The following is a 25,084-nucleotide window of genomic DNA, read 5'->3' on the forward strand; positions in this document are numbered from 1 at the left end:
ATTTCAGCAAATTCTGAAACAGGCCGAATCAGTGAAAAGCACCGAATCCCGCGCTGCCGAGGCGCTCCGGGAACTGCTGGAGCGGGTGCCTGCGATCCGGGTGTTGGACGTCAAGCAGGAAGTCGCCGACGCCGGTAAACAGGTCGATATTCTTGCGCGCCTCGACGCCGACGGTCGCCGCTACACGCTGGCGTGCGAGGTGGAGTCCAACGGCCAGCCACGGTATGTCCGTCCGGCGCTTCTACAGTTGCGCGACTACGTTGCTGGACGAACCCCGGAAACCATACCGGTGCTGGTCGCTCCCTACCTGTCGCCCAACGTCCAATCGCTGTGCCGCGAGGAAGGCGTAGGGTTCCTCGACCTCGAAGGCAACGCCTACCTGGCGTTCGGTGGCATCTTCATCGAGCGACAGGTCGCGAGCAAGCCGAAGACGGAGCGCCGCGAACTAAAGTCGTTGTTCATGCCGAAGTCGGCGCAGGTGCTACGCGTGCTGCTCCGTGATCCGGACCGGACCTGGCGGGTAGTCGAACTCGCCGAAGCGGCCGCCGTCAGCGTGGGCCATGTCAGCAACGTGCGCGGCAGCTTGCTGGACAGGGAATGGGCGGAAGTCTCCGAAGAAGGACTGCGTTTGTCCAAGCCTGACGCATTGCTCGACGCATGGGCGGCCACGTACGCGGCTCCCACCGGGCAACGGGTGAACTTACATACGACGCTGCACGGCAAGGCGCTGGACGAGGCGGCGCGACAGGCGCTAGGCACGGACGCTGAAGAAGGACAGGCCGTGTTCGCTTCCTATTCGGCGGCGCATTGGCTGGCGTCTTATGCGCGCACCGGCACTCATTATTTCTACGCGGACGCCAAGGGCCTTGAAAGACTTCGTTCCGTGCTGAACCTATCCTCGGCTTCAAACGGCCAGAATGTCGTCGTGACGCTGCCCAAGGACGAAGGGCTGTTCCTCGACATCATTGAGCCGGCGCCCGGTGCAGTCTGCACCAGCCCCGTGCAAACCTATCTGGACCTGGTCGTGTCCAGCGAACGCGGCACGGAAGCGGCCGACCATCTGCGAAAGGAAAAGCTGGCGTGGCCGAAAGGTTGATCCGGTAGGAACCGCGGTCCGCCGCCGACTACGACGACCGCACCACGGCCGCGGTCAAGACCTGCTGGTCGAGAACGGCCAGATCCTCGGCAGCTTCAAGGGAAAATTTGCCGTGGCCGGCGGTGCGGTGCCGTGGCTGCCGCTCGCCCACGAGGACAGCCGCATGTCGGCACGCTCGACTTGGACCTCGGCCTGGATACGGAAGTGCCCGGCGACGCCGCTGCGTTCCCATCGCCTGGCCTTGCCTGCCGACCTGACGCTGCTGATCAAGGTCTGCCTGACGCTCGAAGGTTTCGGGCGAACCATCGACCTCGACTTCGATATGGCGCCCCAGGCCCAGCCCGCTGCAATTGCTGCGCACTGGAGGAGGAGCGCGCATGCATATGCAGGTGGACGAGCTCCATGAGTTCAACCATGGGATTGGTCGCGCGGCCAATCGCCTGTCCGGCGCGATGGCGATAGCGGCTGTGATCGTCGGCTCGCCGATCGCGATGACGATCGAAGGCAGGCCGACGTTATTGGGGGGCGGCGCTTTTCGGGCTATTGGGCTTCGTTGGCGCCTCGCTGGCCGGCGTATGGCTGCTGTGGTCGATTTTTCGAAGCGGCGGCCGCCCCTGAGCCATCATTTCCGCCGAAACGCGTTTTCTCATCACCGCGCGGTGTAGCCCCCGTCCACCACCAGTTCGGCACCTGTCATGAACTTGGCTTCGTCCGAGGCCAGATACACCACGCCCCAGGCGATATCGTCCGGTTCGCCCATGTGGCCCAATGGATGCAGCTTGCCGACTTCGATCATGGCCGCTTCAAGGTCGGCGGCGCCGTTGTCGCGTAGGTGATGCTCTACCATCGGTGTGCGGATATAGCCCGGATGCACGGAGTTGACACGGATGCGGTCCGGCGCGTAGATCAGAGCATCGGTCTTGCTCATCAGGCGCACCGCTCCCTTCGAGGCATGGTAAGGCGGCACGTCGGCGGCGCCGACCAAGCCGTAGATCGACGACAGGTTGACGATGCTGCCGTGGCCGGCGCGACGCATGTGCGGTATGGCGTGCTTGGTGCAGAAGAACACGCCTTTCACGTTGATCGCCTGGACCTGGTCCCATTCGGCTTCGGTGAGTTCGTGGGTGGGTTTGTTGCTCCCTGCGATGCCGGCATTGTTCACCAGCACGTGAACTGCGCCGAACGTACGGGCGACTTCTTCGGTCGCGCGGGAAACCTCCGCCTCTCGGCTAACGTCGACGTGCCAATACCCGGCATCGAAGCCTTGCATCCGCAGATCGTCCGCCAGCGCTGCGCCTTCGGCATCGAGCACGTCGAAGAGCGCGACGCGCGCGCCTTCCTGCGCCAGCCGCTGCGCGCATGCCCGGCCGATGCCCAGCGCCGCTCCGGTGACGATGCAGACTTTGTCCTGCACCCGGTTCATGGGATATCTCCTTCGCCGGGCGCGATGCGGAGATCGCGCCTTCAGCGAGCATGTGGATCGGCGCCGATGAACGGCATGTCAGTAGAGCTCTTTGGAACGATGCGGCCGCATGCGGGCGCCGTTGCCCCGCTTCGTCCGCGAGGTCCAGGCGGAGTAACCCAGCGCGATCGGCGCGAAGACGGTGGTCGCTGCCAGTAGGAACAAGAGCGTAAGCCGGCTGGAAGACGCGTCCAAAACCGTCAAGCCATGGTTCGGATCCGTAGAGGAAGGCATGAGAAATGGGAATAGGGACAAATCTGCGGTCAGGATGAGGTCAATGGGAACGCATTGTCGACGCTGTGGCGCGCGCCGGAACGCGAGGCCATGGCATGACCATCCCGGCGGGCGACGCCCGCCGGGAAAAGAAGCGGTCAGCCGATGGTCAGATGGTCCTCGACGATGCGCACGCCGGGCGCGGACCACGCCGCACGCTCGACCGCCTGCCTTTCGTCCCAGTTGTCCACCTGTCCCTCGATGCGGACGGTGCTGCCATCCTTGATCTCGACCCGGATACCCTTGGCCTCGATCTCCGCATAGCGCTTCAGCGCATCCTGGATGCGCCGTTTGACGTCGCCGATCTGGGCGGCGGGCGCGAGTTTGACGTCGTTGATGACGCCCTTCACGCCGGTGAGCTTGCGCACTTCCGCCGCGGCCGCTTCCCGCTGGTAATGCCAGTGGACTTGGCCGGTCAAGGTAACCCAGCCTTCAGAGACTTTGACCTTGATGGCGTCCTTGGGAACGACCGTGTTCCAGGCGAGGATGTTCAGGATCCGTTGCGCGATCTCGTCGTCGTTCTGCTTCTTGTCGAACGACAGGCGCACTTCGATTTCCTGCGCGATGGCCTTGACGCCCTTCACACGCCATGCGGCGCGTTCGGCTGCCACCTTCTGCGCGTAATCGGCGACATGCCCGCTCAGCGTGATCACGCCGTGTTCGGCGGTCACGCCGATGTTGGCCGAATCGATGCTCGGTTCGTATTCCAACTCGTCCAGAACGAATTGGCGCAATTCTTTGTCGTTCATTGCAGGCACCTCCGAAGCGGTGGGGGAGCCTGCATTCCGGCATTGAATGCGGGACAGCGCCTTGATTTGGATCAAGCCGGAAGCTTGTAGCGCAAGTCGACCGCGTCCCTGTATTCCGGGACACGGGCTTGCCAATGCAGTTCCCGCTCGATCCGCTTGCGCAGCGTACCCGAAGCCTCGGGTTCCCCGTGCACCAGGAACTTCGCTCGCGGCTGGCGGGGCGCCGCGTCGAGCCAGGCCAGGATTAGGTCCGAATCGGCATGGGCCGATGCGATGCCCAGCGACACCACTTCGGCGTTCACCGAGACGTCCTGGCCATAGATGCGCACCGATTTGGCGCCCGATGCCAGCACCGCGCCGCGCGTGCCGCCGGCTCGGTAGCCGCTCAACAAGATCGCGTTGCGCGGGGCGGGCGCGAACGCGATCAGGTGATAGCGTGCCCTGCCTCCCGTCAGCATCCCCGCCGCGGCGACGATGATCATCGGCCCCTTCCTGCGGTTGAGGGCCTTGGACTCTTCGGCGGAATTGACCAATCGGGTCATTCGCCGCATGTGGTCCAGTGCGTCGTTGTCCAGACGGTTCTGGCTGGCATAACGATGGTAAAGCTCGGTCACGTCCGTCGCCATCGGACTATTGATATAAACGGGCACCATCGGCGATGGAATGCTCCTGCTGCTGCTGGGCGACCGTGTTCAGCAGCAGTTGCGCGCGGCCTACCGCGAAGGCCGGGGCGATGGCGACCCGCTTCTTTCCAGCACACGCGCGAGTGCGTTTTTCAATTCGTTCTTGAGTGTCCCCGGAGGGTGGCGCCGATCGCCATAGGTAGATCCGCAAACGATCCAATCGCTTTCGGCCGGCGGTGCCGGCGCCGGCATGATCGGATCGTTGGACCGGCCGATGTCGCCGCTGAAGGTGATGCGAATACCGCCGTGATCGAGAGTGGCGGCCGCCGCGCCCAAGATGTGGCCCTGGTTCTTGAGAAATCCCTGGATGCCGGGAATGGCGGTGAAGTGCTGTTCGAACGGCACGGTGCGGAAGCGATCAAGACAGGCGTGCGCGTCCCTTTCCGTGTAGAGCGGCTCGGCCGGGTGGTGCCGCGACGAATCGATCTTGTTGGCGTACCCGGCTTCTTCCTCCAGTAGCCTGGCCGAATCCGGCAACAGGATGCCGCAGAGCGCCCGAGTCGCCTCGGTACACCAGACAGGGCCGGGAAAGCCGTCACGCACCAGGCGCGGCAGGCAACCGGAATGATCGAGGTGGGCGTGGGTCAGCACGACGGCGTCGATCGATCCGGGACCGACTGGAAGCGGCGCACCGTTCCGAAAACGCAAGGTTTTGGATCCTTGGAACAAGCCGCAATCCACCAGCAAGCGCGCGTTCCCGGCCTCCAGCATGTCGGGAACCGGTCACCGTGGCGTTGGCGCCGAGGAACGACAGGGTGAAGCGGCTCGGATCGGCAGCAGGCGAACCACATCGGTGATCCTTGGCTCGAGAACCGCCATTCAGCGGCTCGCGCGGTCGGGGCGCGTTGACCGACATCAATTCGAACGTGTTTAGCCGGGGGCGCTCCGCTCGTGCGACACCCACCGGCTGGCCAGGAGTAAGCGGCAGGGGAGGGCAATCGCTATCGCCAGCGAGTTCGCCGCAGTAGCTCGGCCACGCCTGCCGTATCCAATTGCTCGAGCTCAGCCCCAAACGCGACTATCGGCGTGTCGTCGATGCCTGCGGCCCGGGCGATAGAACGCCCCGTCTCGACATGATCGCCGGTCATCAGGATCACCCGGATCCCGGCCGATCGCGCTTCGGCTACGGCCGCGGGCGCTTGCGCAGCGCGCAACCCCTTAGTTGATCGGGATCAATTCCATCCGGTCTTGGCCGGGCTAGCGTGCAATCGCCCCATGTTCGGGAAGAGGAGCCACGCACATGCTTAAGCTTCGAAATCTCGCGCTGGCGTTGTTGCTGACGGTAGGCGCTACCGTAGCGGCACAACAACCGCCTCCCCAGGAAGAGAAAAAAGCTTCGGAACCCACCGAGGTCGATCAGCGGGCGGAAATGCGTCGGGAAGTCGAAGAGGCGGCACGCGCCATCAACGCCTACACGGTGGCGCGCCGGGCCGCTGCGGTGCAAAGGGCGCAGCAGGCCATGGACGCCATGGATCGTCGTCTGCGGCAGCTCCAGGCCGACTGGTCTGGCGAAGCCAAGCGCATCGGCGAGGACGTTCAAGCCAATCGCGAGCGGGCGCTGGCCGAAGCCCGCGAACGGCGGGCGGTGCTGGAGAAGCGGCACCACGAAATGCAGCAAAGCAATGCGCAGGCCTGGGAACGCGCGCGCGCGGGATTCGTGCGGGCTTATCGCGACCTGGCGGCGACGTTGAGCACGCAGCGCCCGAAGCCGGAAGACGCCCAGCCGGAGGAGGACGAAACCGAAGTCGACAAGCCCAATGCGCCGTGACGCCAGGCGTGCCGGCTGATCCGTCGTTCTATTGATCGGGATCAAGAGCGGCCGAGGTTGGCGCTTCTAGCATCGAAAGCGCTTCCCCTACCGGAGCGGCACGATGTCTCACATCCTGGTCTTAGGCGCCGGCTTGGCCGGTATGAGCGCCGCGTACGAGCTGCGCGATACGCTCGGTGCCGCGCACCGCATCAGCGTGATCGGCGCCGGCGAGCGCTTCAGTTTTACGCCGTCCAATCCATGGCTCGCCGTCGGATGGCGGACCGCTGAGGACTTCACGCTCGCGGCCGCGGAACCGCTGGCGCGCAAGGACATCGCGTTCGTCCCACATGCCGCAGTGCGCATCGATGCGGAACGCAAGCGCGTACACACCGCCGACGGCGCCCAGCACGACTACGATTATCTGATCATCTGCACCGGGCCGAAACTCGCCTTCGACGAAGTGCCCGGAGCCGGGCCCGACGGCGGCCACACGCAGTCGATCTGCACCACGCCTCACGCCGCGCTCGCCTGGCAAGCCTATCAAGCCTTCCTCGACGACCCGGGGCCGATCCTGATCGGCGCTGCGCAGGGCGCGAGCTGCTTCGGCCCCGCCTACGAATTCGCCTTGATCCTGGACGCCGACCTGCGAAGGCGCAAACTGCGCGACCGCGTGCCGATGCACTTCGTCACCAGCGAGCCCTATATCGGGCATCTGGGCCTGGGTGGGGTCGGCGACTCGAAAAGCATGCTCGAGTCCGAGCTGCGCCGGCGGCACATCCGCTGGATCACCAATGCGAAGGTGCAGGAAATGCGCGCCGGCGAAGCGGTCATCGTCGAGTGCGGCGAAGACGGCCAGACCCAGCGTGAACGCGTGCTGCCGTTCAGTTACGCGATGCTGTTGCCGGCGTTCAAGGGCGTGGATGCGGTCGCGGCGGTGGAGGGATTGTGCAACCCGCGGGGCTTCGTGCTGGTCGACAAGCAACAGCGCAGCCCGCGGTATCCGGCCATCTTCGCCGCCGGCGTGTGCGTGGCGATCGCGCCGATCGAAGCCACGCCGGTGGCGACCGGTGCGCCGAAGACCGGTTTCATGATCGAATCGATGGTCACCACCGCCGTGCGTAACATCGCCGCGGAACTTCATGGCGAGCCGGCGACGTTCGAAGGCACGTGGAACGCAGTATGCCTGGCCGATACTGGCGATTCCGGCATCGCCTTCGTTGCGCTACCGCAGATTCCGCCGCGCAACGTGACCTGGACCAAGGAAGGACGCTGGGTGCATCTGGCGAAGGTCGCGTTCGAAAAATACTTCCTGTTCAAGATGCGGCACGGCACTTCCGAGCCCGTCATCGAGAAACGCGTGCTGGCCGCGCTGGGCATAGATCGCCTGAAGCCGCAGAGCGAGAGCAACCGACGCCAGGAGAAGCGGCTATGAGCGCGACGGAGCCGAAAGCGGCACGCTGGCACTGGACGATTGCCGTGCTGTTGGTCGCGGTCTACGCGGCGATGGAGTTCGATGACGCGTTCTCCGCTGGCGAGGAGGCCGTGGAAGCCCGGCTTTACGCGCTGGGCTTGTGCGTGCTGGCGTTGGTGGCCGTGCGCACCGCGGTGCGCACGGACGGCCCCGTGCCGCCGATCCATTCGCAACCGCCCGCATGGCAACGCCTGCTCGCGAGGCTGACCCACTTGGCGCTGTATCTGTTCGTGATCGCCATGTCGCTGCTCGGGTGGATGGCGTTCAGCCGCGAAGGAAAAACGGCACGGTTGCCCGGCTTGGGTTGGGCGGTTCCGCCACCGCCCGGCGTGGACGAATCCTTGGGCGAGACTGCGGAAGAACTGCACGTAGCCATGGCGGTGCGCGGCCATTGGCTGATCGGGCTGCATACCGCAGCCGCGCTAGTCCGTCACTACCCTCGTCCGCGACGACACGCTGCGCCGCATGTGGCCGCACCGGCCTCGCGCATGAGTACGCATTCCTTCCCCACCCTTCGATGGAGAATCGCATGAACATCGACCGTGCCGTAATGGCGTTCGCAGGCGTCGTCATCCTGGTCAGCGTCGCGCTGACCCAGCTCGTGTCGCCATGGTGGTGGCTGCTCACCGCCTTCGTCGGGCTCAACCTGCTGCAGGCCAGCGTCACCGGCTTCTGCCCGGCGGCGATGCTGTTCCGCAAGCTCGGCGTCCGCAGCGGCTGCGCGTTCCGCTGAACCGGTGGATGGACGATGACGCCGCGCATCCTCGCCCTCCTTCTGTCCGCCGCGCTGGTGGTGTCCGCCTGCGGCGCCGAGCCCGCCGCAGGCACGCGTACCCGGGCGCCGACGCTGCGTACGCAGATCGTAGGCGCCGGTAGCGGCATCGATGGGCGCATCTGGGACGGCGTGGTGGAAGCGGTGCGGCATGCCGATCTGTCCGCGCAGACCGCGGGCCGCGTCGTCGCGGTCTACGTCGATGTCGACGATCGCGTCGCGCGCGACGATGTGCTCCTGCGCATCACCGCCTTCGAGCAGCAGGCCGGTGCGAACGCCGCGCGCGCGCAACTGCGCGCCGCCGAGGCCGCCGCGATCGAGACGGAAAACACTCATCGCCGCTTCGTATCGTTGGCCGCGCAGCAATACGTCTCGCGCGCGCAAGTCGACCTGGCGCGCGCGGCGCGCGACAGCGCGGTCGCCGCCCGTGATGCCGCACGGGCCGATCTCGTCCGGGCCGGCCAGCAGACGGCATACACTGTGGTGCGGGCGCCATTCGCGGGCATCGTCGCCGCGCGACGAGTCGAGCCGGGCGAGGCGATAGCGCCGGGCCAGCCGCTGATGTCGATGTACGCGCCCGGCGCGCTGCGCATCGAGGTGCAGATCCCGCAGTCCGAGGCGGAAGCGATCCGCGCCGCTGCCCACGCCTGGATCGTGCTGTCCGACGGGCGGCGCATCGATGCCGCCGGGCTGACCGTGTTTCCCGCCGCGGACGCCGCCACGCACAGCGTGGGCGTGCGCGTGATGTTGCCGGACATGAAGAACGCACCGCAGCCGGGCACTACCGCGAAGGTGGTGTTCCCGATCGCCGCCGGCACGCAAGCGCCGCGGATTCCGGCTTCCGCCGTCGTCCAGCGCGGCGAGGTCAGCGGCGTCTACGTCGTCGTGGAAGGGCGCGTGGTCCTGCGCCAGGTACGCATCGGCCAGCGGATCGGCGACGGAGTCGAAATACTGGCCGGCTTGAAGCCGGGCGAACGCATCGCCCTCGATCCGGTCGCTGCGATGCAGGCGCTCGCCGAGCAGCGCGAGGCGATCGTCCGTGACTGAGCCTCGTCTCGGCCTTTCGGGCTGGCTCGCGGCCGCGTTTCAGGCCAATCCGTTGACGCCGGTGCTCGCCTTGCTCGGCCTGATGCTCGGCCTGGTCGCGGTGCTGGTCACGCCTCGCGAAGAAGAGCCGCAGATCGACGTGACCATGGCCAATGTGTTCGTGCCGTTGCCCGGCGCGAGCGCGCGCGACGTCGAGCAGATGATCGCCACGCCGCTGGAACAGAAGCTGGCCGAGATCGAGGGCATCAAGCACGTCTACTCGATCAGCCGTCCCGGCCAGGCGGTGCTGACGGTCGAATACGTGGTCGGCGTCGAACGCCAGCCGGCGATCGTGCGCCTGTACAACCAGGTGTACTCGAACATGGACTGGTTGCCGGCCGGACTCGGCGTCGGCACGCCGTTGATCAAGCCCAAGGGCATCGACGATGTCCCGGTGATGAGCCTCACCCTGTGGACCGACGATCCGCAGCGCGGCGCCGCCGAATTGGCCGAAGTCGCCCACTCGCTGGAGACCGAACTCAAGCGCATACCGGGAACGCGCGATGTATACACCATCGGCGGCCCGGATCGGGTGGTAGTGGTGCGGCTGGATCCGGCAAAGCTGTCCGCCTACGGATTGACGGTTTCCGACCTCAGTCGGTCCCTGCAGGCCGCCAATGTCGTGCGGCACGCCGGCGAGCGCGTGGGTGCGGCCGGTGCGACGCCGCTGACGATCGGTGAATTCCTTGCCGACGAGCGAGACGTCGCCGACCTGGTGATCGGTCTGCGCGATGGCCGTCCGCTGCGCCTGTCCGACGTGGCCGAGGTGCGCGCCGGCGGCGACGTGGCGACGCGCTACGTTTGGCATGGCGCGCCTCCCGGTCGGCAGGGGCCGGCGCAGGGCATCGCGCCGGCGGTGACCATCGCGATAGCGAAAAAGCCCGGCAGCAACGCCGCCGACATCACCCAGGCCGTCGCTCGCCGCGTGCGGCAGCTGCGGGGCGAACTGATTCCCGAGGGCGTGCAGGTCGCTGTGACCCGCGATTACGGCCGCACCGCCACCGACAAGGCGCAGAAGCTGATTCAGAAGCTGGTGTTCGCGACCGGTTCGGTAGTGCTGCTGGTGCTGTTCGCGCTCGGCTGGCGCGAAGCCGTCGTCGTCGGCAGCGCGGTCGTGCTGACGCTGGCGGTGACCTTGTTCGCGTCGTGGGCGATGGGCTTCACGCTCAATCGCGTGTCGCTGTTCGCGCTGATCTTCTCGATCGGCATCCTGGTCGACGATGCCATCGTGGTGGTGGAAAATATCCATCGGCACATGACGCGCGGCGGGACGACGCTGCGCGAGGCGATACCGCCGGCTGTGGATGAGGTCGGCGGCCCGACGATCCTCGCCACCTTCACGGTGATCGCCGCGCTGATGCCGATGGCGTTCGTCTCGGGCCTGATGGGGCCCTACATGCGGCCGATTCCGATCAACGCTTCGGCGGGCATGCTGCTGTCGCTGGCGATCGCGTTGATTGTGACGCCGTGGCTGTCGCTGAAGCTGCTCGGGCGGCATGCGGCAAAGCCCCCAGCAGAGCGCTCCGGCAGCGATTCGGATCCCGACGCGCACGGATCCGCACGCTTGCATCGCCTCTTCGACCGGATCATGCGCCCGTTCCTCGATCCCGCTCGCGGCACGCGTCGCCGGCGCTGGCTGTACGCCTCGATGGCCGGACTGGTGCTCGCCGCGGTGTCGCTGGCGGCGCTGCAATGGGTCGTGCTGAAGATGCTGCCGTTCGACAACAAATCCGAGTTGCAGGTGGTCGTCGATTTGCCGGAGGGCCGCACGCTGGAGGACACCGACGCCCTGCTCGCCGAGCTTGCGGCGGCCGTCGATGCGGTGCCCGAAGTGCTCGATTACCAGGGCTACGCCGGCACATCCGCGCCGGTGAACTTCAACGGCCTGGTGCGGCAGTACTATTTGCGCAGCGGAAGCAACGTCGGCGACCTGCAGGTAAACCTGGTGGACAAGCACCAGCGCGACCGCCAAAGTCACGGGATCGCCCTCACGCTGCGACGCGTGCTTACCGAGATCGGGCAGCGTCACGGCGCTTCGGTGAAAGTGGTCGAAGTGCCGCCGGGCCCCCCCGTGCTGGCGCCGATAGTGGCCGAGCTGTACGGACCCGACTATGGCCGCGCGCGCGTTCTGGCCAAGGCACTGGGAAAACGCTTCTTGGCCACCGAAGGCATCGTCGATGTCGACACCAGCGTGGAGAGCGATGCCCCACGCGAGACGCTCGCGATCGATCGCGTCCGCGCAGCGCGATTGGGCGTGCCGCAGTCGTCGATTGCGGACGCGGTCGCTGCTGCAGTGGGCGGACTGGATGCGACTTGGCTGTACGATGGCCGATCCAAATACGCGCGTCCGGTCCGCATGCGCTTGCCGACGGCCGACCAGGCCACGCTCGACCGCCTGCTCGCGATGAAGGTGCGGGGCGGGCCGGGGCAGCTGATCCCGCTATCGGAACTGGTCGCGGTGAAGAGCGCACGCTGGGACGGCGCGATCTACCACAAGGATCTGTTGCCGGTGGTGTACGTGACCGGCGACGAAGCCGGCGAGTTGGACAGCCCGTTGTACGGCATGTTCGACCTGGTCGGACAGTTGCGCCGTGAGAATGTCGGTGGACAGTGGCTGCGGCAGAGCTTCATCGCCCAACCCGAGGACACCAGCCGTTTTGCGGTGAAGTGGGACGGCGAATGGCAGATCACCTACGAGACCTTCCGCGATATGGGCATCGCCTACGCCGCGGGCATGGTGTTGATCTATTTGCTGGTGGTCGCGCAGTTTCGCAGCTATCGGGTGCCGCTTGTGATCATGGCGCCGATACCGCTGACGGTGATCGGCGTGATGCCAGGGCATGCGCTGCTTGGCGCGCAGTTCACCGCGACGTCGATGATCGGCATGATCGCGCTCGCTGGCATCATCGTGCGCAATTCCATCCTGCTGGTGGACTTCGTCAATCAGGCCATCGCGGAGGGCCGCCTGCCCGCGGAAGCCGTAATCGAGGCTTGCGCTGTGCGCGCCAAGCCGATCGCGCTGACCGGCGTGGCGGCGATGCTCGGGGCCTCCTTCATTCTCGACGATCCGATCTTCAACGGGCTGGCGGTGTCGCTGATCTTCGGCATCCTGGCCAGCACCGTTCTCACCCTGATCGTGATTCCGCTGCTGTATTACGGAACCCTCGTCGGAGCCCATCGCATGCCGCCGCGCCGCTAGTAGATCGCCGTCGCCGGATATTCGGTCGCGACTGAGGGCGGCACTAGGCGCCTGTCTTGTAATCGTTCAGCGGCAGCGAATAGATGACCTGGCGAGCGTCGTTCGGATCTGGGCGGCAATGGAAGCCCAGGTCGGCGGCCAGCTCGCGCATCTCGGTGTTCTCGGCGAAGTCGGTAGACTCCATCAGGCGCAAGCCGCGTTCCTGGGCGATCTTGATCAGCTTGTGCATGAGCGCGGTGCCTAGGCCCTTGCCTTGCCAATCGTCCGCCACCACGATCGCCGATTCGCAACGCTCGCGGGTTGCGTCGGCCGCATAACGGCTGACGCCCACGACCTTTTCCTTGCCCCCGACCTGGGCTAGGGCGGCCAGGGCGACGTCATTGACGTAGTCGATGTCGGTCAGGCGTTCGATGAAATCGTCGCTCGGGTCGGATATCTGGCCCAGGAAACGCATGCGCTTGGATTGCGCCGACAAGCCCTGGATGAACTCGCGCTCGGCTTTCGCGTCCTGGCGGCCGATCGGTCGGATCAGCACCCAGGTGCCGTCGGACAGGGTCTGGCTCCAGCGCGGGTAGTCGGGTCCGACGTAGGCTGAGGGCGAATAGGTATCAGTCATGGTGCTGCTCCGGTGCTTCGGACGCAGCCAGCATCGGTGGGAAACGCCGCGCCGGACTTGACCTAGATCAACGCAGGTGTCAGCCGCCGGCGACCCTCGCGGTGACGCAGCCGAGGAAACGGGAATGCCGCAGCCAGTCCCCGTCGGGATAGTAGGCGAACAGCAGCTGGCCCTGTTTGAGGGTGTCGATGACTTCCCGGGCCACTGCCGTGCGCAACGCGGGGCAACCGTAGCTGCGACCCAGACGGCCCTGTTTTTCGGCCAGCGCCGGATCGACGTAGCGAGCGCCGTGCATGACGATCGCGCGCGCAAGCGCCTGGTCGTTGATGCCGGCTTCCAGGCCATCCATGCGCAGCGAATAGCCGTTGCCGCCCTGGTAGGTATCCGCGGTGCGGAACAACCCCAGGCTCGACTGGTGGCTACCGCTGGCGTTCGAGAATCGGTTGGCCAGGTTTTCACCACTGCCCTGGCCGTGGGCAACGTATTCCCGGTAGAGCAGATGGGCCTGCGGCACGTCGAAGACCCAGAGCCGCCGCTCGGTGGAGGGACGCGAATAATCAATGACGGCCAATCGCTCGCCGGCCGTCGCAACGCCATGGCTCATCGCGCAGTCGCGCGCTTCCAGCGCCAGGGAGAGGACATGCGGATCGATTTCCGGGGCTGCCGCCTGCAGTCGCCGGAGGAGCCCCTCCTCGGCCACTGCCGGCGCGGATGCAGCCGCTAGTGCCGCCAGTAGGGCGATTGCGAGGGGTCTGACCATGCCTCAGCATAGCGGATCATGCTGGTTCAGGGCATCGGAGTCCCGGCGAGGATTAATGTTGTGTCCGGCCCCGCCGAAATGGGCTCATCGGTGACGATCAGCGTGCTGCCCGGCGCTAGTACGTCGTAGGCCTGCGCGGCGAATCCGGTATCCACCTGGAGACTTTCGGCCAGCACATTCAGGTTGGCGGAGGCGGCATCCGGCGTCAGCGGGATCTCCAGCCATTTTAGCGCCGGGCGATCAGGAACGATCGAGCTGGGCAAGATCGAATCGCCCGGCAGGCGGACATAGGCATGCGTCCCGCGCCATGCGTTCGCGAAGACGGCCACCGGCGCGCGGCCGATTTCCAGGCTATTGCGTAAGACGACGAGCTCCCGGTCGCTCAAACTCAGGATGACCGCTACCGGGCCGACGGCCGATCTTTCGGGGTGCCACTCCGCTGCCCGGTCGCCAACGACGGGCGCCATTCGGAAAGGGTCTCCGATGGCCGCGGCCGCAGGCGCAGTTGTATCGCTGACGATGACGGTCGTGCCTTTGGATGTAATGGCGAAGAGTTTTTCCGCGAAGGAATAAGGCAGCCGAATGCAGCCGTGCGACGCCGGATAGCCGGGCAAGGAGCCTGCGTGCAGGGCGAACCCGTTCCAGGTCAGCCGCTGCATGTAAGGCATGGGCGCATCATCGTAGAGATTGGAGTAGTGCTCGCGCTGCTTTTCCAAAATGGCGAATACACCGGCCGGAGTCTGGTAGCCCGGCCGTCCTGTGCTGACGTGCGAGCGGCCGATGCGCACACCATTGCGGTAGACGTAGGCGGTCTGTTGCGGGATGCGGACAACGATGGTGACCGGGCCTTCAGGAGCCAGTTGCGGCTGCCATTCGTACAGCGGCGTTTGGTCGGGTTCCGACGCCAACGCCGGCGATGGATTCGAGAAGAAGAGACAGGTGGGAATGGCCAACAAGGCCAGCCAGAACGATCCGATCGCGGCGATGGACTGGTGAGTCATGTCCGCAGTCTCGCGGCGCGCCTCCGGGCCCGACTTGACTTGCGTCAAGTCCGATGTCGCGGTGGCATCGCCGCGTTGATCCAGATCAAGCCTTCAGCGAGGGACCGGGCGCCCAATGCGTGCGCCGCTCAAGGTGTAGCCGTCATGTACGGAAGCCGCATGGTGATGCACGTGCCGAGCTCGTTGACGCCAAACGCAACCGCACCCAGGAACTCGCCGATCTGCGGGGACGACAACGCGGCATGGTTCTTCTGCTTGCGCTTCTTCAGGGTGCGCAAGGGCGGCACGGGATCGATTTCGAGCAAACCCGAATCGATGGCGTACTCGAAGATGCCGCAAAGATAGTTGCGGAGGTTCCGGGCAATTTCCTGCGCGCGCTTCTCGACATCCTTCCGGATGGCCGTCAGTTCGAGGCGCGTGATGCTCGCGACCGCCCTGGGTCTTGAGGGTCGGCAAAAGATCGTTCTTGATCTCGCGCCGGCGCTGCCTGGCCGTTCCTCCCTTGAGGTCGACCGAAGTCGCGTCGCCCCACTGCGCATGGATGGCGCCGAACTCACCCTTATCGCGGTTCAGGTATTCGATCGCCAGCACCTCACGGCGCTGCTTGCGTCCCTGGACAGGATGAATGCCCTGCTCCACCAGCTTGCGGGACTTCGCGTGTTCGGCGCGCACTCCCGAGATGGAAATGGATTGCTTGAGACGTCGTTTCTTACTTCATCCGACGATTTTCATGGGCGCGAGCGTAACCACGGCCGCCGTGGTTTGGCCTGTGCCGGGCTTGCGCGCCGGCGCGGCCTCACTTGCTCAGGAAGCGGATCAGCTTGTCGATCTTTCCCCGGTACGGCGGCTTCAGCCAGTCGCTGGCGGCCATGCGGCGCTGGCGGAACACCGGCAGCAGTTTGCTGAAGGTGTCGAAGCCGTTGCGGCCGTGGATCGCGCCGATGCCGCTGGGGCCGACGCCGCCGAAGGGCAGGTCGTGGGCGCCGAAGTGCAGCAGGGTGTCGTTGACGGTGACGCCGCCGGCCAGGGTCTGGCTCAGGATGCGCTCGACCTGGGCGCGGTCGTAGCCGAACGGATACAGCGCCAGCGGCCGGTCGAGGGCGTTGATGCGCGCGATCGCCTCGTCCAGATTGCGGTAGGACAGCACCGGCAGGATCGGGCCGAAGATCTCGTGCTGCATCACCTGGGCGTCGGCGCCGGGCTCGATCACCAGGGTCGGCGGGAAGATCCGTTCGCGCGCGGCGGTGTCGGGATCGAGCGTGAACGGTTCGATCACCTGCAGGCCGCGCGAGCGCGCGTCGTCGAGGTAGCCGCGCAGGCGCGCGTACTGGCTGTCGTTGATGATGCGGGTGTAATCCTGCGGCGCGTCGAGCTGGCCGTAGCGCGCGCGCAGTTCGGCCTGCAGCGCCGCGACCAGGGCGTCGCGACGGGCGGCGTCGACCAGCACGTAGTCCACGCCGATGCAGGTCTGTCCGGCGTTGAACCACTTGCCGCTGGCGATGCGCGCGGCCGCCAGTCCGATCGGGAAATCGTCGCAGACCACGGCCGGCGCCTTGCCGCCCAGCTCCAGGGTGACCGGGGTCAGGTTGGGCGCGGCCGCGGCCATGACCTTGCGTCCGACCGCGGTCGAGCCGGTGAACAGCAGGTGGTCGAACGGCAGCGCCGAGAACGCGGCGCCGACGTCCGCCCCGCCCATCGCCACGGCGACCCGGTCGGCCGGGAACGCCTCGGCCAGCAGTTCGCGCAGGAAGGCGCTGGTGCGCGGGGTGTGCTCGGAGGGCTTGAGGTAGACGTGGTTGCCGGCCGCGATCGCCGACACCAGCGGCACCAGGGCCAGATTCACCGGGTAGTTCCACGGCGACAGGATGCCGACCACGCCGACCGGCTCGGGCCGGATCTCGGCGCGCGCGGGCCAGAAGCGCCAGCCCACCGCGGCGCGGCGCGGCCGCATCCAGCGGCGCAGGTGGCCCAGTGCGTGGTCGATCTCGGCCAGGGTGATCATGGCCTCGGACAGCAGGTTCTCGTGGCTGGAGCGGTGGCCGAAGTCGGCCTGGATCGCCGCGTCCATCGCCGGCACCCGGGCCCGGAATGCGTCGCGCAGGCGCAGCAGGTCGGCGCGGCGCTGGGCGTAGTCGGGCTTGCGCGCGCGCCAGGCCGCGCGCAGGCGTTCGCGGGTGGCGTCGAGTTCGCTGGGGGTGGTGTCGGCGGTGATATCCATACGCCGCAGTGTAGTCGCGCCGGGCTCGCTAGGGAGCGACCGCGACGGGGCGGCAGAGGCCAGCCATGGGGGGCGATGCGGCCGTCCTGAGGGCGGACCGGCCGGGCGAGGGCGTCGGTGAGGCGGGCGGTGCCCTCGGCGCGGGCTGCGAACCTCCGCTGCGACGGCCGGCTGGCGGCGCCTCACTCCAGATCGGCCGTTGTGCCGATCATGGCGTCGGGCAAGCACCGCATCGAACGCCAAGCGCCGAATGCCGCCGTGCCTGCGCCCAGCCGTGCGCGTGAGGCCATGCCTCGCGGCTTACAATCGGTGCATGAGCCTGCGTCCTTACCTAGAGCATCACCCCGAACTCGGCGAACGGGTCTATGTCGACCCCGCCGCCACCGTCATCGGCCGCGTCGTCCTCGGCGACGACGTGTCGATCTGGCCCGGCTGCGTGGTCCGCGGCGACGTCAACAGCATCCACATCGGCGCGCGCACCAACATCCAGGACGGCACCATCGTCCACGTCACCCACGAGGGTCCGTTCACGCGCCCGGGCGGCCTGCCGACGGTGATCGGCAACGACGTCACCATCGGCCACGGCGCGATCGTGCACGCCTGCCGGCTGGAAGAATTCAGCCTGATCGGCATGGGCGCCAAGATCCTCGACGGCGCCACGGTGCAGCGTTACGGCTTCGTCGGCGCAGGCGCGGTGATAGCGCCCGGCAAGACGGTCGGCGAGGCCGAGCTGTGGCTCGGCAACCCGGCGCGCTTCGTGCGCAAGCTGAGCGAGCGCGAGATCGAACAGCTGCAATACAGCGCGCAGCACTACGTACGCTTGAAGGACCGTTACCTGGGCATGCTGAGCGCAGGCTAGGCAGGGCGGTGGGCCGCGTTTACAGTCGCGGCAGGGGGAAAACCGGAAAACGCATGGACGAGTTGCACCGAACACAGGCCGCGCGATACCGGATGCGGCCGATGCCGCCCGCGGGCGCCGCGCCGCCGTGATGCTGGATACCTACCGCGAAGTGGTGACGCCCGAAGGCGTCGCCCTGCGCCTGCCCGCGGCCGGTCCGGTGCCGCGCGCGCTGGCCTGGCTGATCGATTTCTGCATCCGCCTGACGCTGATGTTCGTCGGCTCGCTGGTGCTCGGCCTGCTGGGCCAGGGCGGCATGGGCTTCTTCCTGGTGCTGATGTTCCTGCTGCTGTGGTTCTACGCGGTCGCGTTCGAAGCGATGTGGGACGGCCGCACGCCCGGCAAGCGCGCGCTGGGCCTGCGCGTGGTCGCCGGCAACGGCGCGCCGGTGGGCTGGATGCAGTCGTTCGTGCGCAACCTGTTGCGGGTGGTCGACATGCTGCCGTTCGGCTACGCCTTCGGCCTGATCGCGAGCTACTCCGACCCCTACGGCCGGCGCCTGGGCGACATGGTCGCCGGCACCCTGGTCGTGCACGAGGCGCGTCGCCACGAATCCGCGGCCGCGCCGATCGATACCGCGACCGCGCCGGCGGTGCCGCTGCTGCCCTACGAGCAGGCCGCGATGGTCGCCTTCGCCGAACGCGCGCCGCGCCTGGCCGCGGCGCGCCAGATCGAGCTGGCCGACCTGGTCCAGCCCTTGACCGGTGCGCGCGGTGAAACCGCGGTCGCGCGGGTGTACGGCATCGCCAACTGGCTGCTGGGGCGTCGATGATCCAGGGCGCCGCAGTCAAGCAAGAGCGCTTCGTCGAGCGCCACCAGGCCGAATGGAACGAGCTGGAAACCTGGCTGGACGCGCGTGGCGGCAGCGCCAAGCGTGCGCGCGCCGAGCGCCGCAGCTGGCAGGGCGTGCCCGACTACGAGATCCCGGCGCGTTATCGCCGCCTGTGCCAGCAACTCGCCCTGGCGCGCCGGCGCGGTTACAGCGCGGCGGTCACCGACCGCCTGCAGGAGCTGATGCAACGCGGCCACGGCCTGCTGTACCGCGCGCCGCGTCCGCGCTGGCGGCGTGCGCTGGAGTTCCTGTTCGCCGGCTTCCCGCGCCTGGTGCGCGCCGAACGCGGCTGCATGGCCGCCGCCGCGGCGCTGTTCTGGCTGCCATTGATCACGATCTTCGTCGCGATCCAGATCCAGCCCGAACTGGCCAGCGCGCTGTTCGCGCCGCAACAGCTGGCCGAGTTCGAGCACATGTACGACCCGAACAGCCCGCTGCAGACCCTCGGCCGCGGCGCCGAGACCGACATGGCGATGTTCGGCTACTACATCCTCAACAACGTCAGCATCGGCTTCCGCACCTTCGCCAGCGGACTGCTGTTCGGCCTGGGCTCGATCGTGGTGCTGATCAGCAACGGCCTGATCATCGGCGGCGTCGCCGGCCATCTGCAGGCGGTCGGCCACGGCGATCCGTTCTGGCGTTTCGTCGCCGGACACTCGGCGCCGGAGCTCACCGCGATCTGGATTTCCGGCGGCGCCGGGCTGCGTCTGGGTTTGAACCTGGTCGCGCCGGGGCGGCGTCGGCGCATGGACGCCTTGATCGAGGGCGGCAAACGCGGTGCGATGATCTGCGTCGGTGTGCTGGCGATGCTGGTGTTCGCCGCGTTCGTCGAAGCGTTCTGGTCGTCCATCGCGACCATCCCGGCCGCGGTCAAGTACGGCGTCGGCGCGGTCTTGTGGCTGCTGGTCGGCGCCTGGCTGTGGTTCGGCGGGCGCAATCAGAACGTCGCGCTCGAAGACCGGATCGAGCCATGAGGATCGAATCGCTCACTGTCGCGCTGCGTCCGCGCACGGCCTGGGAAGCGGTCGAGCTGGGCACCGCCCTGGTGCGCCGCCATGCCGCCGCGATCTGGGCGCCGTATCTGCTGCTGACTCTGCCGCTGTTCGTCGCGGTCAACGCCGCGGCCTGGGCGCTGGACAAGCTGTGGCTGGCCGCAGTGTTGATGTGGTGGCTCAAGCCGCTGTTCGACCGGGTGCCGCTGTATGTGCTGTCGCGCGCGGTGTTCGGCGACGTGCCCAGCACGCGCCAGACCCTGCGCGCGCAGCTGCGCTGGGGCGCACGCTGGTGGCTGCCCTATCTGACCTGGCGCCGGCTCAGCCCGGCGCGTTCGCTGTACCTGCCGGTGGACCTGCTCGAAGGCGGGCGCGGCGCCGAAGCGCGCCAGCGCCGCAGCGCGTTGGGCGCGCCGGTGTACGGCGTGGCCGCGCTGCTGACCCTGGTCTGCGTGAATTTCGAGTTCGCGCTGAACCTGGGCATCGCGGCCGGCGCGGCGATCTTCATTCCGTCCGAATACCTGGCCGACACCGCTCAGGGCGCCTGGCAGGCGCTGCTGGCGGAGGCGAGCTGGGTGCAGCTGGCCACCAACGTGTTGGCCTGGGTGTCGGTCTGCGTGATCGAGCCGTTCTACGTCGGCGCCGGCTTCGGCCTGTATCTCAACCGCCGCACCGAGATCGAGGCCTGGGATATCGAGATCGTGTTCCGGCGCCTGCGCGCGCGCCTGAGCGCGGCGAGCGCACCGCTGCTGCTGGCCTTGTGTCTGGGCATGGGCCTGCTGCCGGAAGCATCGGCGCAGGAAGCCGCGCCGCCGGCACCGATGTCGGAACCGGCGACCGCGGCGAGCGCGCCGGCAGACGGGGAATCGGAAGAGGCATTCGTCGAGGACGAGGACGCACCGCCGCGCATCGGCGCGCCGCTGCGCGAACCGGTCGGCCCGGCCGACGTCGAAGCCGAGGGCGACGACGAGGCGGCCTTGCAGAAAGCCGTCGCCGCGCGCGAAGCGAAGGCGCCGCCGACCCTGGACGAAGTCTTCGGCGAGGCCCGCGCCGACGACGCCGGCCTGCGCAAGGCCGTCGAGCAGGCCTACCAGGATCCGACCGTCGCCCCCAAGCGCAAGGTCACGACCTGGAAGCCGCGTAATCCGGCCAAGCCCAAGGACGCATCGGGCGAGACCGCCGCGCTGGCGGGCCTGGGCGCGATCATCGCCGCGATCGGCAAGTACGGCCTGTGGGTGCTGATCGGCGCGCTGGCGCTGTTGATCGTGCTGACCTCGCCGCGCTGGCTGCGTTGGCTGCGCGACAGCGTGCGCGCGGAGGAGCGCGAACCCGAACAGGTCCGTCAGAACGCCGTGGCCGAATCCGAGCCGCTGCCCGACGACATCCCCACCGCCGTGCGCCGCCTGTGGCAGTCCGGCCGTCAGCGCGATGCGCTGGCGTTGCTGTACCGCGCCAGCGTCGAGGCCATGGTCGCGCGCGCCCAGGTCGTGCTGGTACCCGGCGCGACCGAGGCCGAATGCCTGCGCGCCTCGCGCAGGATGCCGCTGAGCGAAGACCGCGAAGTCTTCGCCAGCGCCGTGCGCACCTGGCAGTACGCCGCCTACGCCCAGCGCCTGCCCGGCGCCGACGAGTTCGACGCCCTGCTGCGCTCGCTCACGCAACGCTTCGGGTGGGCCGCATGAACCTGCGCACCGCACTGGCGACCGCGCTGGTGGTCCTGCTGCTGGCGGGGCTGGGCTTCTGGTGGTGGCGCACCCACGAGCGGGTCGAGGAATGGATCGACCTGCCGCGCAGCGGCGAGGCCGCCAGCAACCCGCTGTACGTGCTCAAGCTGGCGCTGCAGAAGGACGGGGTGAAGGCGCTCTCGCGCCAGCGCCTGCAGCCCGACCGCCATCCGCTGGGCGCGCGCGATACCGTGCTGCTGCTGCGCGATCCGCGCCAGTTGTCGCCGCAGGACGCGCAGACCCTGATCGCCTGGGTCCACGGCGGCGGTCACCTGATCGTGCGCACGCCGCCGCCGGGCGAACTCAGCGCGGCGATGCGGATTCCGCTGTTGACCGATCTGGGAGTGAAGTTCTTCCCGCAGCGCGACACCGACTGCGTGGCGATGTACGTCGAGCGCCGGGATTCGCACGTCGAGTTCTGCCAGGGTCGGCGCTTCCTGCTGATGGAACGCGCCGCGACCCCGCTGCGCGCCTGGGGCGGGGAGGACACCGGCTACGTGTTCGCGCGCCTGCCACAGGGCAAGGGCAGCGTCGACGTGATCGCCGATCTCGACTTCGCGGTCAATGCCGCCGGCGAAGCGCGCAGCGAGTCGATCAAGGACGTGCCGCACATCGCCCTGCTGCGCCAGCTGCTGGCGCCGAACTACCGCGCCGGCACCGTGCACCTGATCTATGCCGCCGACATGCCGTCGCTGTGGATGACCCTGCTGACCCGCAGTTGGATGGCCTGGGGTCCGCTGCTGCTGGCGCTGCTGCTGTGGCTGTGGCGGCGCGCCGAGCGCTTCGGTCCGCTGCTGCCGGCGCCGGCCGGCGAACGCCGCTCGCTGCTCGAGCACATCGTCGCCAGCGGCGAACACACCTATCGCTACGGCTACGGCCATCTGCTGCACGCGGCCGTGCGCAACGCCTTCCTGATCCGCCTGCGCCGCCGCGACCCGCAGGCCGCCGCGCTCGACGGCGAGCCGCAGGCGGCCTTGCTGGCCGAACGTTTCAAGCTCGCGCCCGCGGACATCCGCGAAGCGCTGGCCACGCCGGTCGCGCGCGATCACGCCGCGTTCCGATCCCGCATCGCCACATTGATCCGACTGAGAAACTCGCTATGACCACCGCGAACGCGCACCTGCCCGCTCCGATCACCGGCCCCGAACTGGCGCAGCGCGCCGCCGCCGTGCGCGACGAGGTCGGCAAGGCCTTCATCGGCCAGGCCGAGGCGCTGGATCAGATCCTGATCGCCCTGCTCGCCGGCGGCCATGCCTTGATCGAGGGCGTGCCCGGGCTGGGCAAGACTCTGCTGGTGCGGGCCCTGTCCAAGGCCCTGGACTGCGGCTACGCGCGCGTCCAGTTCACCCCCGATCTGATGCCCAGCGACATCAGCGGCCATGCGGTCTACGACCCCAAGACCGAGAGCTTCAACATCCGCCGCGGCCCGGTGTTCACCAACCTGCTGCTGGCCGACGAGATCAACCGCGCTCCGGCCAAGACCCAGTCGGCGCTGCTGGAGGCGATGCAGGAACTGCAGGTCACCATCGAAGGCCACAGCTTCGAACTGGCGCCGCCGTTCCTGACCCTGGCCACCCAGAACCCGGTCGAGCAGGAAGGCACCTACCCGCTGCCGGAAGCGCAGCTGGACCGGTTCCTGCTCAAGGTGCTGATCGGCTACCCCAGTCGCGCCGACGAGAAGCGCATGGTCACCGCGGTCAGTCAGGGCCGCAGCGCCTCGGACTTCGACCTGTCGCAGGTGCAGCGTGTGCTCGGCCCGGAGGAGATCGTGGCCATGCAGCACGGCACCGCGCTGATCACCGTCGACGACGCCGTGATCGACTACGCCGTGCGCATCGCCGCGGCGACCCGCGAATGGGCCGGCATCGCGCTCGGCGCCGGTCCGCGCGGCAGCCTGGCGCTGGTGCGCGCCGCGCGCGCCCAGGCGGTGCTGTCGGGCCGCGACTTCGTCACCCCCGACGACGTGCGCGAGATCGCCAAGCCGGCGCTGCGCCATCGCATCGCCCTGGCTCCGGAAATGCAGATCGAAGGCCAGTCGCCCGACGATGTGCTGCATGCGCTGCTGGCCAAGGTCGAAGCGCCGCGTCAATGAGTGCGGTCGTCGCCCCGGCCAAAGCCGCCCGCGCGCGCAATTTGCCGCGCCCGGCGCCGGCGCTGCTCGCGTTGCTGGTGCTGTGGGGCGCGTTCGGGCTGGCGGTCGCCATCGGCTGGGCGTCGCTGCGCGCATGGTGGGTCGCCGGCGCTGCACTGGCGCTGATCGCCTTGTTCGACGCCTGGCGGGTCGGCTTGCGCGCGACTCCGCAGGTGCAGCGGCGCATGCCCGACACCTGGCCGATCGGTCTGGAGCGCGAGGTCACCCTGACCCTGGAAGCGGCGGCGCGCCGGCAAGCGCTGGACGTGTTCGACCTGCACCCGGGCGGCTGGAGCATGGCCGGCCTGCCGCGCCGCCTGACCCTGCGTCGCGGCGAGAGCAGCAGCATCGACTACCGCCTGCGCGCCAACGTGCGCGGCGATTTCGCTTTCGACGGCGTGCAGCTGCGGCTGCATTCGCCGTGGCGGCTGTGGTGGCAGTCGCGCCTGGCCGGCGCGGTCCAGCCGGTGCGCGTGTTCCCGAATTTCGCGCCGCTGGCCAAGTTCGCGATGTTCAGCGCCGAACAGGCCTCGCGCCTGGTCGGCGCGCACCTCAAGCGCCGTCGCGGCGAAGGCACCGACTTCCACCAGATGCGCGAGTACCGCGTCGGCGACAGCCTGCGCCAGATCGATTGGAAGGCGACCGCGCGCGCGCGCCGCCTGATCTCGCGCGAGTATCAGGACGAACGCAATCAACAGCTGGTGCTGATGCTGGACACCGGTCGCCGCCTACTCGCGCGCGACGGCGAACTCTCGCATTTCGACCGCGTGCTGGATGCGGCGCTGGTGGTGGCCTACCTGGCGTTGCGCCAGGGCGACGCGGTCGGCTTGCTCGCCAGCGGCGGCGCCTCGGCCTGGGTGCCGCCCAAGCGCGGCGTCGGCACCATCGACAGCCTGCTGCGCGCCAGCTACGCCCTGCAGCCGCAACCGGTCGCCACCGACTTCCTCGCCGCCGCCACCGAACTGTCGCTGCGCCAGCGCAGGCGTTCGCTGGTGATGCTGGTCACCAACCTGCGCGACGAAGACATGGACGACGTGCTGGCTGCGGTGCAGATGCTGCGCAAGCGCCATCTGGTCTGCGTCGCCTCGCTGCGCGAAGACTCGATCGACGCCGCTCTCGCGAGCGAGGTCCACGAGCTGCGCGACGCGGTCCGCGCCGGCGCCGCCGCGCAGTACCTGGAACAGCGCAGCGCCGCCCACGATGCCCTGCGCAACCACGGTGTGATGGTGCTGGACGTGTCCTGCGACCAACTGGCGGCGTCGCTGGTGGAGAAATACCTGGCGGTGAAGCGCGACGGCTTGCTGTAACGCCGCCGTGCGCAGCCGGATATGCGCAACGCACCGCTTTCTGTGGGAGCGGCGTAAGCCGCGA

The 25,084-nt window shown here is 67.9% G+C and carries 24 protein-coding genes and 1 pseudogene; 15 read left to right on the forward strand and 10 right to left on the reverse strand.

From position 1 onward, the window contains the following. Positions 1-31: 31 nt before the first annotated feature. Together ASD78_RS00560 and ASD78_RS20370 are read left to right on the forward strand one after the other, a co-directional pair. A complete protein-coding gene (locus tag ASD78_RS00560; protein ID WP_200944102.1) occupies positions 32-1,096 on the forward strand; it encodes a type IV toxin-antitoxin system AbiEi family antitoxin in 1,065 nt (354 codons plus the stop codon). A gap of 377 nt (positions 1,097-1,473) precedes the next feature. Continuing rightward, a complete protein-coding gene (locus tag ASD78_RS20370; protein ID WP_056097717.1) occupies positions 1,474-1,761 on the forward strand; it encodes a hypothetical protein in 288 nt (95 codons plus the stop codon). Here ASD78_RS20370 and ASD78_RS00575 read toward each other — a convergent pair. The 5 genes and pseudogenes from ASD78_RS00575 to ASD78_RS21305 all read right to left on the reverse strand — a co-directional run bounded on the left by ASD78_RS00575 (position 1,746) and on the right by ASD78_RS21305 (position 4,974). Continuing rightward, positions 1,746-2,519 (reverse strand): glucose 1-dehydrogenase, encoded by a 774-nt coding sequence (locus tag ASD78_RS00575; protein WP_055907510.1) that lies wholly within the window; start codon positions 2,517-2,519, stop codon positions 1,746-1,748. The genes ASD78_RS20370 and ASD78_RS00575 overlap by 16 nt on opposite strands. A gap of 78 nt (positions 2,520-2,597) precedes the next feature. Further along, a pseudogene (locus ASD78_RS21295) lies at positions 2,598-2,810 on the reverse strand (hypothetical protein); the annotation flags it as partial. Positions 2,811-2,929: 119 nt separating this feature from the next. Beyond that, the gene (locus ASD78_RS00580; RefSeq protein WP_056097718.1) at positions 2,930-3,580 is read right to left on the reverse strand and encodes a BON domain-containing protein; all 651 of its coding nucleotides are present in this window, start codon (positions 3,578-3,580) and stop codon (positions 2,930-2,932) included. 71 nt (positions 3,581-3,651) lie between these two features. Next, positions 3,652-4,206, reverse strand: a complete 555-nt coding sequence (locus ASD78_RS21300; protein WP_235566409.1) for an MBL fold metallo-hydrolase RNA specificity domain-containing protein — start codon at positions 4,204-4,206, stop codon at positions 3,652-3,654. A gap of 87 nt (positions 4,207-4,293) precedes the next feature. Further along, complete coding sequence (locus tag ASD78_RS21305; RefSeq protein ID WP_235566410.1) at positions 4,294-4,974, reverse strand: MBL fold metallo-hydrolase; 681 nt, start codon at positions 4,972-4,974, stop codon at positions 4,294-4,296. A 529-nt stretch (positions 4,975-5,503) separates the two neighbouring features. Here ASD78_RS21305 and ASD78_RS00590 point away from each other — a divergent pair. The 6 genes from ASD78_RS00590 (at position 5,504) to ASD78_RS00615 (ending at position 12,541) form a co-directional block, all read left to right on the forward strand. Then, on the forward strand, positions 5,504-6,031 hold the full coding sequence (locus ASD78_RS00590) for a hypothetical protein (RefSeq protein WP_156087508.1): 528 nt from the start codon (positions 5,504-5,506) through the stop codon (positions 6,029-6,031). Positions 6,032-6,134: 103 nt separating this feature from the next. After that, positions 6,135-7,445 (forward strand): FAD/NAD(P)-binding oxidoreductase, encoded by a 1,311-nt coding sequence (locus ASD78_RS00595; protein ID WP_056097720.1) that lies wholly within the window; start codon positions 6,135-6,137, stop codon positions 7,443-7,445. Next, a complete protein-coding gene (locus ASD78_RS00600; protein ID WP_056097721.1) occupies positions 7,442-8,017 on the forward strand; it encodes a cytochrome b/b6 domain-containing protein in 576 nt (191 codons plus the stop codon). The genes ASD78_RS00595 and ASD78_RS00600 overlap by 4 nt, the downstream gene beginning before the upstream one ends. Beyond that, the gene (locus ASD78_RS00605; RefSeq protein ID WP_056097722.1) at positions 8,014-8,217 is read left to right on the forward strand and encodes a DUF2892 domain-containing protein; all 204 of its coding nucleotides are present in this window, start codon (positions 8,014-8,016) and stop codon (positions 8,215-8,217) included. Before ASD78_RS00600 ends, ASD78_RS00605 begins: the two co-directional genes overlap by 4 nt. A 15-nt stretch (positions 8,218-8,232) precedes the next feature. Further along, the gene (locus ASD78_RS00610) at positions 8,233-9,303 is read left to right on the forward strand and encodes an efflux RND transporter periplasmic adaptor subunit (protein ID WP_056097723.1); all 1,071 of its coding nucleotides are present in this window, start codon (positions 8,233-8,235) and stop codon (positions 9,301-9,303) included. Continuing rightward, positions 9,296-12,541, forward strand: a complete 3,246-nt coding sequence (locus ASD78_RS00615; protein ID WP_056097724.1) for an efflux RND transporter permease subunit — start codon at positions 9,296-9,298, stop codon at positions 12,539-12,541. Before ASD78_RS00610 ends, ASD78_RS00615 begins: the two co-directional genes overlap by 8 nt. A gap of 43 nt (positions 12,542-12,584) precedes the next feature. Here ASD78_RS00615 and ASD78_RS00620 read toward each other — a convergent pair whose 3' ends face one another. From ASD78_RS00620 to ASD78_RS00640, 5 genes are all read right to left on the reverse strand, one after another. Further along, positions 12,585-13,157, reverse strand: coding sequence for a GNAT family N-acetyltransferase (locus ASD78_RS00620; RefSeq protein WP_056097725.1), 573 nt, complete (start codon positions 13,155-13,157; stop codon positions 12,585-12,587). 79 nt (positions 13,158-13,236) lie between these two features. Further along, positions 13,237-13,917: a murein L,D-transpeptidase catalytic domain family protein gene (locus ASD78_RS00625; protein WP_056097726.1), complete on the reverse strand. Its 681-nt coding sequence runs from the start codon at positions 13,915-13,917 to the stop codon at positions 13,237-13,239. Between the two features lie 26 nt (positions 13,918-13,943). After that, positions 13,944-14,918: a L,D-transpeptidase family protein gene (locus ASD78_RS00630; protein WP_156087509.1), complete on the reverse strand. Its 975-nt coding sequence runs from the start codon at positions 14,916-14,918 to the stop codon at positions 13,944-13,946. A gap of 128 nt (positions 14,919-15,046) precedes the next feature. Continuing rightward, positions 15,047-15,457, reverse strand: a complete 411-nt coding sequence (locus ASD78_RS00635) for a hypothetical protein (protein WP_056097728.1) — start codon at positions 15,455-15,457, stop codon at positions 15,047-15,049. Between the two features lie 257 nt (positions 15,458-15,714). Beyond that, positions 15,715-17,136: a coniferyl aldehyde dehydrogenase gene (locus tag ASD78_RS00640; RefSeq protein WP_055907544.1), complete on the reverse strand. Its 1,422-nt coding sequence runs from the start codon at positions 17,134-17,136 to the stop codon at positions 15,715-15,717. A 313-nt stretch (positions 17,137-17,449) separates the two neighbouring features. On the opposite strand from ASD78_RS00640, the gene ASD78_RS00645 reads away from it, so the two are divergent. The 7 genes from ASD78_RS00645 (at position 17,450) to ASD78_RS00675 (ending at position 25,020) form a co-directional block, all read left to right on the forward strand. After that, positions 17,450-17,995, forward strand: a complete 546-nt coding sequence (locus ASD78_RS00645; RefSeq protein ID WP_055907548.1) for a gamma carbonic anhydrase family protein — start codon at positions 17,450-17,452, stop codon at positions 17,993-17,995. A 130-nt stretch (positions 17,996-18,125) separates the two neighbouring features. Beyond that, a complete protein-coding gene (locus ASD78_RS00650) occupies positions 18,126-18,806 on the forward strand; it encodes an RDD family protein (protein WP_055907551.1) in 681 nt (226 codons plus the stop codon). Continuing rightward, positions 18,803-19,840 (forward strand): stage II sporulation protein M, encoded by a 1,038-nt coding sequence (locus ASD78_RS00655; protein WP_056097729.1) that lies wholly within the window; start codon positions 18,803-18,805, stop codon positions 19,838-19,840. The genes ASD78_RS00650 and ASD78_RS00655 overlap by 4 nt, the downstream gene beginning before the upstream one ends. Beyond that, entirely contained in the window at positions 19,837-21,540 is a 1,704-nt protein-coding gene (locus ASD78_RS00660) for a hypothetical protein (protein ID WP_056097730.1), read from the forward strand. Before ASD78_RS00655 ends, ASD78_RS00660 begins: the two co-directional genes overlap by 4 nt. Beyond that, complete coding sequence (locus tag ASD78_RS00665) at positions 21,537-22,685, forward strand: DUF4350 domain-containing protein (RefSeq protein ID WP_056097731.1); 1,149 nt, start codon at positions 21,537-21,539, stop codon at positions 22,683-22,685. The genes ASD78_RS00660 and ASD78_RS00665 overlap by 4 nt, the downstream gene beginning before the upstream one ends. After that, complete coding sequence (locus ASD78_RS00670) at positions 22,682-23,674, forward strand: MoxR family ATPase (RefSeq protein WP_055907564.1); 993 nt, start codon at positions 22,682-22,684, stop codon at positions 23,672-23,674. The genes ASD78_RS00665 and ASD78_RS00670 overlap by 4 nt, the downstream gene beginning before the upstream one ends. Next, on the forward strand, positions 23,671-25,020 hold the full coding sequence (locus ASD78_RS00675; RefSeq protein ID WP_056097732.1) for a DUF58 domain-containing protein: 1,350 nt from the start codon (positions 23,671-23,673) through the stop codon (positions 25,018-25,020). The genes ASD78_RS00670 and ASD78_RS00675 overlap by 4 nt, the downstream gene beginning before the upstream one ends. Positions 25,021-25,084 lie beyond the last annotated feature (64 nt).

This window comes from Lysobacter sp. Root667, from assembly GCF_001427715.1.
Classification (GTDB): domain Bacteria; phylum Pseudomonadota; class Gammaproteobacteria; order Xanthomonadales; family Xanthomonadaceae; genus Lysobacter.